Annotated in this window: 10 protein-coding genes; 6 read left to right on the top strand and 4 right to left on the bottom strand. The window is 60.3% G+C overall.

What is annotated here, in order from left to right; all coding sequences use genetic code 11:
• Positions 1-988 (top strand): zinc-binding dehydrogenase (locus LCF60_RS22815; RefSeq protein WP_363318454.1); only part of this gene is annotated, 988 nt, incomplete at its 5' end.
• Between the two features lie 9 nt (positions 989-997).
• On the opposite strand, the gene LCF60_RS22810 is transcribed toward LCF60_RS22815, so the two are convergent.
• From LCF60_RS22810 to LCF60_RS22800, 3 genes are all read right to left on the bottom strand, one after another.
• Positions 998-1,360 carry a DsrE family protein gene (locus LCF60_RS22810; protein ID WP_292294836.1) on the bottom strand — a complete coding sequence of 121 codons (363 nt, stop codon included), beginning with the start codon at positions 1,358-1,360 and terminating at the stop codon, positions 998-1,000.
• 97 nt (positions 1,361-1,457) lie between these two features.
• Positions 1,458-1,769: a VanZ family protein gene (locus tag LCF60_RS22805; protein WP_292294835.1), complete on the bottom strand. Its 312-nt coding sequence runs from the start codon at positions 1,767-1,769 to the stop codon at positions 1,458-1,460.
• 430 nt (positions 1,770-2,199) lie between these two features.
• A complete protein-coding gene (locus LCF60_RS22800) occupies positions 2,200-3,519 on the bottom strand; it encodes an alpha/beta fold hydrolase (RefSeq protein ID WP_292294834.1) in 1,320 nt (439 codons plus the stop codon).
• Positions 3,520-3,556: 37 nt separating this feature from the next.
• On the opposite strand from LCF60_RS22800, the gene LCF60_RS22795 reads away from it, so the two are divergent.
• From LCF60_RS22795 to LCF60_RS22775, 5 genes are all read left to right on the top strand, one after another.
• Positions 3,557-3,766, top strand: a complete 210-nt coding sequence (locus LCF60_RS22795; protein WP_292294833.1) for a hypothetical protein — start codon at positions 3,557-3,559, stop codon at positions 3,764-3,766.
• A gap of 178 nt (positions 3,767-3,944) precedes the next feature.
• Positions 3,945-4,202 carry a hypothetical protein gene (locus LCF60_RS22790; protein ID WP_292294832.1) on the top strand — a complete coding sequence of 86 codons (258 nt, stop codon included), beginning with the start codon at positions 3,945-3,947 and terminating at the stop codon, positions 4,200-4,202.
• Complete coding sequence (locus LCF60_RS22785; RefSeq protein ID WP_292294831.1) at positions 4,195-4,494, top strand: hypothetical protein; 300 nt, start codon at positions 4,195-4,197, stop codon at positions 4,492-4,494. Before LCF60_RS22790 ends, LCF60_RS22785 begins: the two co-directional genes overlap by 8 nt.
• Positions 4,495-4,643: 149 nt before the next feature.
• A complete protein-coding gene (locus LCF60_RS22780; RefSeq protein ID WP_292294830.1) occupies positions 4,644-4,979 on the top strand; it encodes a BrnT family toxin in 336 nt (111 codons plus the stop codon).
• A gap of 61 nt (positions 4,980-5,040) precedes the next feature.
• Complete coding sequence (locus LCF60_RS22775; RefSeq protein WP_292294829.1) at positions 5,041-5,283, top strand: BrnA antitoxin family protein; 243 nt, start codon at positions 5,041-5,043, stop codon at positions 5,281-5,283.
• Positions 5,284-5,434: 151 nt separating this feature from the next.
• On the opposite strand, the gene LCF60_RS22770 is transcribed toward LCF60_RS22775, so the two are convergent.
• Positions 5,435-6,955, bottom strand: a 1,521-nt coding sequence (locus tag LCF60_RS22770) for an IS66 family transposase (protein WP_292294828.1), incomplete at its 5' end; no start/stop codon positions are given.

Genomic DNA, 6,955 nt, shown 5'->3' with positions numbered 1-6,955 from the left:
GCCGGTGCCCGGCGTCGGAGAGGTTCTGCTCCGAGTGCTCGCTGCCGGGGTCAACAACACCGAGATCAACACGCGGCTGGGGTGGTATTCCTCTTCTGTCCGCGAGGGCACGGAAAGCGCTGACGATGGCGAGACCCGCGCCGACGGTGGGTGGAACGACGCGACCCCGTTTCCCTTCATTCAGGGGACCGATTGCTGCGGGCGGATCGTCGCTGTGGGGCCGGGCGGCATCGAGGCGCGTATCGGCCAGCGGGTGATTGTACGCGCCTGCATGCGCCCCGACGGGTTCGACGACATGAAGACCGTGTGGCTCGGGTCCGACTTCGACGGGGCGTTCGCGCAATACGTCAAGGTGCCGGCCGCCGAGGCTTTCGCCGTCAAATGCAGCTGGACAGATGCCGAACTTGCCTCGATCCCCTGTGCCTACGGCACCGCCGAGAACATGGTGGCGCGGGCCGGGGTGGGCCGCGGCATGCGCGTTCTCGTGCCCGGTGCGTCCGGCGGCGTCGGCTCGGCAGTGGTTCAGCTTGCCAGGCGGCGCGGCGCCGAGGTTGTCGGCATCACCAGCGCCGCGAAGCGGGACTGGGTGCGCGGCATTGGTGCGGACCGCGTCCTGACGCGGGAAGACGATCCGCTCGATGTTCTCGGCAGCGAGAGCGTCGACGTGGTGGTCGACAACGTCGCCGGCAGGGGCTTCGGTACGATGCTCAAGCTGTTGCGCCGTGGCGGACGGTTCGTGTCCTCGGGCGCGATCGCCGGCCCGATCGTGGAGCTGGACATGCGCGACATGTATCTCAAGGACATCACGCTGATCGGCTGCACCGCGTGGGATGAGGCGGTGTTTCCCAACCTGATCTCGTATATCGAAGCCGGCGAGATCCGTCCCTTGGTTTCGGCCACCTATCCCCTGGAACGGATTGCCGAGGCCCAGGAGGCGTTTTCCACCAAGGCTCACGCCGGAAAGATCGTGCTTTTGCCCCCGGCTTGATTTGCAGGATCAGTAGCAAAGCACCGTGTCTGCCGCGTCCGCGAGTTCGACCAGCTTGTCGGGCATCCCGAACTCGGCCGGGTGGCCCTCGAGCAGGGTCTCGTCATACCCGCGGGCTTTCGCCGACATGCCGGACAGGACAAATTTTCCGCCACCCTCGGCGATCGCTGCGATGTGATCCTTCAACGCGCCGGTTCCCGTCCCGACGAGCGTTTCAAGGTGTTCGTCGGCGAGCAGGTGAACGCCATCGCCCGCCATGAAGACCGTCACGTCATGGCCTTCCTTCAGGGCGGTCGCAGCGATCAGACAGCCGAGCGTCGCTTTCGTGGGATCGCTCGGACCGGTATGGATGTGGACCAGAAACTTCGACATGGCGTGTTGTTCCTTGCGCTGACGGATGCTCTGACTCTGCATTGAATTGAAATCCAAGGCAATCGAAGCGGCCTGAAGGGGCGCTTTTCCAACTGTTCTACCCACCGTGGCGTGGGTGGCCCACACGGTTCAGGACAGCTTTTGCGACAAGGCCAATCGTGGCACCCATCACGAGACCCACACCATTAGCTAAGCTGTCGACGATATCCGATGACCTTCCCATCAAAGGTTGGACGATCTCGATGATGATCCCGAAAATGAATGCCTGCAGCATGACCACCCCGAGACGGTGCGGTCGCAGAATGGCCGTGGGCAGGATCAGGCCGCAGAATGCCAAGGCATGTGCAAGCTTGTCGCCGCCAGGAGCCGGCATGGCTTGCATCGATCCCTGCGGCAGCAACGTCAGCACGGCGATCGTGGTGGCCAGGGCAAGGGTCGAGACGCGCCAGATGGGGAAATCCTTTCGAGGTTCGGCCGCATATGCGTCAGGCAGGGCGTGCTGAAAAGGCTTCGCTCGGCGATTGGCGACGTTTTGCGCATTCCGCGCCGACGATGCCGCAGTTGGTGGGCGGGTTGGCGATCATGACTGCTGCATGCGCCGTGTCCTACACTCGATTTTGCGATCAAGGTCGTCAAAGCACCGGAAGCTGCAGCTGCTTTCCGAGCATCAGGGCTGGGTGTTGCGCCCTGGCACCGTCACAGGGGCGATACAAGCGCGCTGTGGGCGCAAGTCGGGTCTTTGATGGGAGACGGGTGAATGAGAAGAAAGATCGCACTTTACGGGCAAAATTCGGGGAAGTAGTGCCGGGCCGCGTCGTGATGGCTGCCTTTTTGGTTCGTCACTTCGCCAAAAAGCGGTCTGTCGCATCCATCATCACTGTGAATGCGGGATCGGACGGCGCTATGGCGTGGCTGTCGGTCTTGAGCGAGCAGAACTCGGCGTTGGGCAATGCGCGGGCGAGATGTCGACTTTGGGATGGCGGATGTACGGCATCTCCGGCCGATGAAATCACCAATACCGGAGCCGTGACCTGCGAGAGTATTCCGGTCACGTCAAACTGTCCGACCGCATCCCGCATCGCGGCCGCACCTTCGGGGCTGGCAGAATGTGTCTGCATCTCCACAAAACTCGCCAGTTCGTCTTCGGTCGCGCGTGGCATAAACAAGGTGGCCACGGCCTTGACGAAAGGGCTGCCGGGTTGGCCCCAGCCGGCGCGGATCATTGCGATCATGGCATCTGTTTCCGCCTTTTGTCCACGCGCATAGCTTCCTTGAACAAAGCCGTTCACAAGCACGATCCGCCGCACACGTGCGGGCCATTGCGCGGCAAAAGCCAGAGCGATCGGCGCGCTTTGAGAAACGGCGAATATGTCAACGGCGTCATCGCCCGTCGCATCGAGAACCGCCTCCATATCTGCGACGAAGTCTTCCTGCGCCTGCCGCATGGGGTCGCGTTGCGACAGGCCAGTGCCCCGCGCGTCATAGCGAATGAGCCGTCGCCTGACGCCAAGACGATCCAGCCAAGGACGCCAGACCGGGCTGGTCCAGTCATGTTCCAGATGCGAAATCCAATGCGCACCCCGCAAGAGTGGCGGACCTTCATCTGCTGATACGGCGTAGGCGATTTCGGTACCATCGGCAGAGGCGGTAAAACGAATGGTCTGGTACGGTGCAGCGGATGGTAAAGTAGGCTGCGTCGCCTCGCCAACCGCCGCTTCATCACTTGCCGTCTTAAGAACCGGGCAGGCCATTTGCACCCCACGGCGCGCAATGGTGCGGATTACCTTTTGCGCCGCGCCACTGTCGCCCACGGCCGCGCGGGCCGAACTGATCCGAGCGCTGAGGGTGGCATCGGACACGATCCGCCCGTTCCATACCTGTTCAATCATGTCTTCGTAGCTGAGCAGGCCAGGAGCCACCCGTGCCAATGCGACCAAGAGATCGAAGACCTGTGGCTCCACATGCACAGGCCCATCGGCGCGGGATAACTGATGGGTCGACTCGTCGAGCACGCAATCGGAAAATTCATAAATCATGCGTGATTGTGGCCCACTCGCGATGCTTCCGACAAGTACGCCACGTCGTCTTGGGTAAAAATCGTGGAATTCTTCAGAACCTCTAAAGGCAGCCTTCAAGCGAGTATCGACAGTTTGGCTCATGGTTGGATCAGAACACGTAGCCGAAAAGGAACATCCCGTGACTGACCAAATCAAATCCCGCGCCGACGGAAGCATCGACACCGCTCACTACATGCGCGTCGGCAGGATGGTCCGCAGCCAAGCGGCTCATGACATGAGCCGCGCCGTTCTCTCCAAGCGAACATCAAGAACGGGCACGACCAGGCCATGGATTTTGCCAGTGGCGATGGTATCGATCGCCGCCATAACATTGCCGTATCTGGTATAATGAACATTGCCCGCATTGTGGCCAACTTGCCTTTTCAGGCAGGGCACTTGACGGACTTTCAGGGGGTGAAATCAGGTTGGTATGGCTCGAAAATATCTTCGACGGCCCGATATCCAAGCCTTGCTTCGCACGGACATATTGTTATTATTGTTAGTGCGGAGTATAGATGGAGGATTCCATGGCTAATCTTACTATCAGAATGGCCCCGCTGGAAAAGGACAAACTGATGGCTTGGGCTGCGGTCAGGGGAACAAGTGTCACTGACTACATCAAGCAACTGGTCGCCGCTGACATGGCAGCTGGAAGCCCTCAGGAACGCGCCGATGCCTGGTTTCGCGAAAACGAAGCCGCGATTTCCCGTGAGGCGCAACATATCAAAAACAGGGGTGTTCCAGGATCGCATCTGGCGCTGAACCACCCTTGGCCCGATGCATAAATTCGACGTCCTCAAGATCGACGGCGATCTGTATCTGGTTGCTCAGGCAGAACACTTATTGGGCCTCAACACGGTCGTTCTACTGCCGATCTTGCCGGCTGATGTACTTCCTGCCCTGAGGCAGCTTACCATCGATGTCCGGATCGAGGGCGATCTCTATCGCATTCGTGCACACATGCCACTTACGGTGGATGCGCACCGTTTACGGCATCTGACGCCTGTCCATTGTCTCTCTCCGGATGAAGGCCAAGAGGTGATGGATGGCCTTTACGCGATCTTGTGGGGACTTTGAAAGGCACTTCGGAAAACTCGCCTGGGCGAAACAGTAATTTCAACATTTGCCGTAAGGGGCTGGGGCCTTTCCCGAGTTGACGTGCCTCAGAAACCGAGCGGGTTGTCCAGAACCCCGACAACCTGCATCAGGAACTCGCCACTCTCCGGGTGAAGAGCCTGTTGGTAATCGTCGTCGATCGCAGCCACGGCCTGATCGATGCTTGCCTCTCCAAGGACTTGAATAGCTACATTATTTGTAGTTACATTTTTGACATGGCATCGCCACTCTTTATCTGGGACGAGGGCAAAAACCTGTCCAACCAGCGCAAGCATGGCCTCAGTTTTGAAGTCGCAGCTCGCGTGTTTCTTGATCCACTGCACCTCTCTGTTCAGGATAGGATCGAGAACGGTGAGCAACGCTGGCAGACAGTCGGCCAGATCGACGGCCTCGCGGTCGTCCTGGTCGCCCACACGTTCATGAAAGAAGAAGGGCCGCTGGATTAACCGGTTGAGGTAATCCGTATCATCTCGGCTCGCCCGGCAACACGGAAAGAAAGGAAGCGATATGAAGACGGTTGAACATACACTCGACACGCTCCCACCCTTGACGGAAGCACAGAAAAGCGACCTCAAGCGCTTGGCCGCACTGCCCGACGATGAGATCGACGCGAGCGACATCCCCGAGCTGACCGCCGCGCAACTGGCCGAGATGAAACGGCCCGAACATTTCCGCCCGGTCAAGAAACAGATCACGGCTCGTCTGGACGCTGATGTGCTGGCTTGGCTCAAGGCCAGCGGCAAAGGTTAACGGTAAAATAGGGCGTGGGGCCCATGGCGTATTCCTTTCGGTGCCGAAGAATTAATACACGACGGAGTCAAAGGTAAGCGATGCCCGATGAGTCTCTCGTTGAACGAGGCATCGCCCGGGCCTTTCGTAACCGCCTCGTTGATACCGCGGCCTACGCGGCTTGACTGCTCATTGCGGATGCCGCTGGCGTCCAGTTCCACGGGAGCAGATCGTCGAGGCGGTTGATCTTGTGATCGTGGATGCGGTCGAGAATGTCAGCAAGGTAGGCCAATGGATCAATGCCATTGAGCTTGGCAGTTTCGATGACCGTCATCGCGCGCGCCAAAGTTTCCGCGCCGGTATCTGCGCCCGCGAAGAGCCAGTTTTTACGTCCTATTCCAATCGGGCGCAGGGCGCGTTCGGCCGGATTGTTGTCGATGGCCACACGCCCGTCGATCAGGAACAGGCTGAAGGCTTCCTGCCGGGCGAGGCCATAGCGGAAGGCCTTGGCCAGATCGCTTTTGCCCGGAATGCGCAAGAGCTGCTGTTCGGACCAGGCAAAGAAGGCCTCAACCTTGGGCAGGCTAAGCTTTTGGCGCACGGCGTGGCGGGTGTCAGCGGGCTGACCATTGATGTCGCGCTCGATATCATAGAGCTTGCCGATCCGGTCGAGCGCCTCGCGGGCGATCTCGGATTTGGTCGAGGTCCAGAAGTCATGGAAGTCGCGCCGCAGGTGCGCCCAACAGGCCGCCTCGCGCAAACGCGGTGTGCTATCGGGTTCAGGCGCATAGAGCTTGGCATAGCCCTTGTAGCCATCCGCTTGCAGGATGCCGCGCGCATCGGCCAGATGGCCAAGAACGTGCTCTTCCTTCCAGTCGGGCGCAAAGCAATAGACAGCACCCGGTGGCGATGCCCCCGCCCAGGGTCGCTGGTCACGCACATAGGCCCAGATCCGGCCTTGCTTGACACCCTTGCCAAGCCCCCTGTCGCGCAAGCTGCGATCCAGCACTCGGATGGGTGTGTCGTCCGCATGCAGCAGGTCGCTGGTCATGATGTTCGCCTCGATCCGTGCGATCAGCGGCGACAAGGTCTTCATGGCGCGGCCACACCAGCCCACGAGGGTGCTTTCGGGGATGTCCACCCCCATGCGGGCAAAGATCTCGTGCTGGCGATACAAAGGCAAATGATCGTCGAACTTCGAGACAAGCACATGCGCGAGCAGGTTCGGCCCCGCCATACTGCCCGGGATCGGGCGGCTGGGGGCAGGTTCCTGCACCATCCGCTCACAACGGCGGCAGGATTTCTTGATCCGGGCGATCTGGATCACCTTCATCTGAGCGGCGATCATGTCCAGCAGTTCGCTGACATCCTCGCCCACCACGCGCAGATCACCACCACAGTCGGGACAGCAGGCACCGGGGTCCAGTTCACGGCGTTCGCGCGGGGTCGCATCCGAGACACGTGGCCTGCGGCGCAAAGTGGGCGCATCGGCAGCTTCCGGTGATGGCTCATCCGGCCCTTCGTCGATTGGCGCTTCATCGTCTTCGGCCACGGCAACCAGCAGGTCTTCCAGCGCCAGTTCCAGCTGTTCGATCTCGCGTTCGATCTTTTCCGAGGATTTGCTGAAGGCCAGTTTCTGCAACTTGGCGATCCGCAGACGCAGTGCCTGAACCAGCTGATCATGGACGCGCAA

The sequence above is a fragment of the Marivita sp. genome, assembly GCF_020055635.1.
Lineage (GTDB): Bacteria > Pseudomonadota > Alphaproteobacteria > Rhodobacterales > Rhodobacteraceae > Marivita.
The sequence above is the reverse complement of the archived record's forward strand: the minus strand, read 5'-3'. Positions and strand labels throughout refer to the sequence as shown.

Excerpts from the sequence above, each read along its gene's own strand:
- LCF60_RS22810 (WP_292294836.1), bottom strand. The coding sequence starts at position 1,360 with ATGTCGAAGTTTCTGGTCCACATCCATACCGGTCCGAGCGATCCCACG.
- LCF60_RS22800 (WP_292294834.1), bottom strand. The coding sequence starts at position 3,519 with ATGAGCCAAACTGTCGATACTCGCTTGAAGGCTGCCTTTAGAGGTTCT.
- LCF60_RS22790 (WP_292294832.1), top strand. The coding sequence starts at position 3,945 with ATGGCTAATCTTACTATCAGAATGGCCCCGCTGGAAAAGGACAAACTG.
- LCF60_RS22785 (WP_292294831.1), top strand. The coding sequence starts at position 4,195 with ATGCATAAATTCGACGTCCTCAAGATCGACGGCGATCTGTATCTGGTT.
- LCF60_RS22775 (WP_292294829.1), top strand. The coding sequence starts at position 5,041 with ATGAAGACGGTTGAACATACACTCGACACGCTCCCACCCTTGACGGAA.